The sequence below is a fragment of the Sphingobacterium sp. UBA7253 genome, from assembly GCF_002472745.1.
Taxonomy (GTDB): domain Bacteria; phylum Bacteroidota; class Bacteroidia; order Sphingobacteriales; family Sphingobacteriaceae; genus Sphingobacterium; species Sphingobacterium siyangense.
The window spans coordinates 2,674-5,851 of sequence record NZ_DKSP01000144.1; the positions used below are offsets into that span (position 1 = coordinate 2,674).

Annotated in this window: 4 protein-coding genes; 2 read left to right on the forward strand and 2 right to left on the reverse strand. The window is 39.9% G+C overall.

Annotated elements, in window-relative coordinates; genetic code table 11:
- Together B2X72_RS14940 and B2X72_RS14945 are read right to left on the reverse strand one after the other, a co-directional pair.
- On the reverse strand, positions 1-679 hold a 679-nt coding region (locus tag B2X72_RS14940; RefSeq protein ID WP_286850299.1), incomplete at its 3' end, for an MFS transporter.
- A gap of 6 nt (positions 680-685) precedes the next feature.
- Positions 686-1,327 carry a YceH family protein gene (locus tag B2X72_RS14945; protein WP_145328650.1) on the reverse strand — a complete coding sequence of 214 codons (642 nt, stop codon included), beginning with the start codon at positions 1,325-1,327 and terminating at the stop codon, positions 686-688.
- Positions 1,328-1,486: 159 nt separating this feature from the next.
- Here B2X72_RS14945 and B2X72_RS14950 point away from each other — a divergent pair, with 159 nt between their 5' ends.
- Both B2X72_RS14950 and B2X72_RS14955 read left to right on the forward strand, forming a co-directional pair.
- On the forward strand, positions 1,487-2,392 hold the full coding sequence (locus B2X72_RS14950; protein WP_286850302.1) for a histone deacetylase family protein: 906 nt from the start codon (positions 1,487-1,489) through the stop codon (positions 2,390-2,392).
- A gap of 10 nt (positions 2,393-2,402) precedes the next feature.
- Positions 2,403-3,178: nucleoid-associated protein (locus B2X72_RS14955; protein ID WP_286850303.1), on the forward strand; the 776-nt coding region annotated here is incomplete at its 3' end.

Sequence of the window (3,178 nt, forward strand, 5' to 3'; positions counted from 1 at the left end):
ATCCCATGGCTCCACGAAAAGCAGCCAACTGTAATACAGGTTGTTTCCTGGCAAAGTTCCAGACTGATCGCATCAATTCCTTATAAGAACCTTTAAAATTAGGCAGTACCTCTGGTAGCTTCAATGCGATGGTGATGGCTGTAATGACCATAATTGCTGACGCTATCCAATACATTTCGCGCCAGCCAAAGTAGGAGCCGACAAACCCGCTTACAACCCTAGAGAGTAATATACCGATCAGCAGACCCGACATAACCATACCTATCGCTGAAGCCTGCTTTTCTTTGCTCGCAAGTTCGGCTGCCATGGGCACAAAAACCTGTGGAATAACAGACGTGAAACCTATCAGAAAGCTGAATAGCAAGATAGATAGGATAGAAGTGGACATGGCCATGCCTACCAAAGAAAAAATAATGAAAAAGAAATCGATCAAGATCATTTTCTTTCTTTTAAACATATCCCCTAAAGGAACGATCAGTAACAGGCCAAAGGCATATCCGATCTGCGTTAACATGGCCGAATTACTGACCGTAGCCTCGTCAATATGTAGGTCTTTGGCAATCAAGCCCAATAATGGTTGATTGTAATAATTATTGGCGACAACTAAGCCTGTGGCGATGGTCATCAACCACAAGGTTGCTTTGGATATTTCGTCTTTTGAATCTATTGTTTGCGACATGAGCAATTAATGTAATTCATCCCAGAGATCCTGAAATTGCTGTTTCAATGTTGCAACTTCCTGTTCCAATTGTCCAATTCGATCGAGTAAGATCTGGTCATTCGAGGAGCCGCTCACCGGACCACTATTTTCATAGGCCTCCAGATTGATTTCTCCTAATAAATGGATGTAGCGGACTTCTTTATGACCCATTTGTTTAGGTAAGGACTTAAGATAGCCTTCTTGTGCCAATTTTTCCAATTGTTCATTGATTTCGCCCAACGATTCAAATTCATAAAGTCTTCCGGAGTTTGAATTAATTTCGCCGGCGGTCAGCGGTCCTCTGAGTAGCAATAAACAGACAATGGTTAATTCAGAGGGAACCAGTGGAAATTGTATGGCAAAATTGTGTTTGTACTTTGTTACGCGAGATCCACCGCCAACAACTGTCGAGATTAAGCCCTTTTTCTTTAATATATCCAATGTCGCAATAATATCTTCTTCTGTATATTGTACAACCGGTTTGCGGGAAGTCTTTTGATTACAAGCAGCTTGTAAGCTGTTGATTGTCATTGGGTAATATTCTGGAGTTACTTTTGATTTTTCGATTAGTGAGCCTAGTACACGTTGTTCCATGGCAGACAATTGGGGCAAATTAGTTGTTTCCATTTATTTTGAAGAATATAAATTTATGATCGAATACAAGTATGCTGTTATGGCAACATAACATTGGCTTGCTGTTTTGTTTCTTCTCAAAGATGCCCTTTTTCTCATATAACTCCAAAAGATCTTTTTCTTATCTTCGCATGAGTAATAGAAGATTTTAAGGTGCTTAAGATAGCTTTTCGTCAAGAATTTGTCCACCCCGTCAAAGAGGGGCATCGATTTCCGATGCTGAAATACGAGTTGATTCCTTTACAGTTAAAACATGAAGGTCTGGCAGAGGAGTCAAGTTTTTTCAGTCCTGAACTCGCGAGTTTTGAGACATGCTGTTTGGTCCATGATCCAGTGTATGTAAAGCAGTTGTTTGAGCTTACTTTGGATTCCAAGATGGTTCGTAGAATAGGTTTTCCATTAAGTCAAAGCCTTGTTGATCGGGAGCGATATATCCTTGATGGGACGATCCGAAGTGCCAAATATGCACTTGAGTATGGTGTTGCTTTTTCCATTGCAGGGGGGACACATCATGCCGGTTATGATTTTGGTGAAGGCTTCTGTCTGATGAATGATCAAGCGACTGCCGCCGGCTACTTGTTGAAGTATAAATATGCTAGCCGTATCCTCATCATTGACCTGGATGTGCACCAAGGAAATGGTACCGCCCATATTTTTGAGGGGCATAACCAGGTGTTTACCTTTTCAATGCATGGTGAGAAAAACTATCCCTTTGTCAAACAGCGTTCCCATTTGGATATTGGCTTAGCAGATCATATTATGGATATGGAATATCTCACTTTATTGGAAGAAAATTTGGCTGATGTATTTCGGAAATTTGAGCCTGATTTCGTTTTCTACCAGGCTGGGGTCGATATTTTGGAAACAGATAAGCTGGGCAAATTGAACTTAAGCAGCAGTACCTGTCATCGAAGAGATGAATTGGTCTTTCAAATGTGCCATAAACACAATATCCCTGTTCAAGTAAGTATGGGCGGAGGTTATTCTCCTGAAATTAAAGATATTGTCAATGCACATTGTCAGACTTTTAGAATAGCAATAGATATATATAATTTATAAGATAAGAAATATGTTTTTTCACCAAGATGCAACTTTTGAAGCGTTATCTATTCATCGTGTAGGCAATAAAGCGCAAGATGAATTTTATATTTTGTCGGATGCCCCGGTATCTCTTGAAGGAGATGACGTGTTACCTGGACTCCTGATGCAGTATTTTATGAGCCCTTTTGCAAAGGTGAATGAAGTATATCGCTTATATCATCCCAATGGAGAGTTGGAGCTGAATGAGATTTTCTATTTTGCAAGACAGTATTTTAAGGAGCAGCTTCCATTTCATGATTTTTCCCAACAAATTTCAAAACACCTTTATGAGGTATCCGACCATCCTAAAATTAAAGCTGGAGAGGTGTATGTAGTTGCCTTAAAGAATGTACAGATCGAGGGGGAAGAACATGATGCGATTGGTATCTTCAAATCTGAGAATAAAGAGACTTATCTGAAAGTATATCCGGAGCAAGGTGCTTTTATGTTGGAATATGAGCAGGAGGCGATCAATATCAATAAACTGGACAAGGGCTGTATTATTGTTAATGTAGAAGAAGAAGAAGGTTATAAGGTGCTGGTGCTCGATCAGACAAACCGTCAACAGGAGGCTGTATATTGGAAAGACGAGTTTCTGCAGCTTCGCGTGCGTAACGATAATTTCAATCAAACGGGGAATTACCTGAAAGTGTATAAGAACTTTGTTCAGGAAAAATTAGACGAAACGTTTGAATTGGAGAAAGCGGACAAGATTGATCTGATGAACAAATCCATGAATTACTTTAAGGAAAAGGAAACTTTTGT

What these genes read in the sequence shown, in the direction of transcription:
- B2X72_RS14945 (WP_145328650.1), bottom strand. Translation starts at nt 1,327, where the DNA reads ATGGAAACAACTAATTTGCCCCAATTGTCTGCCATGGAACAACGTGTA.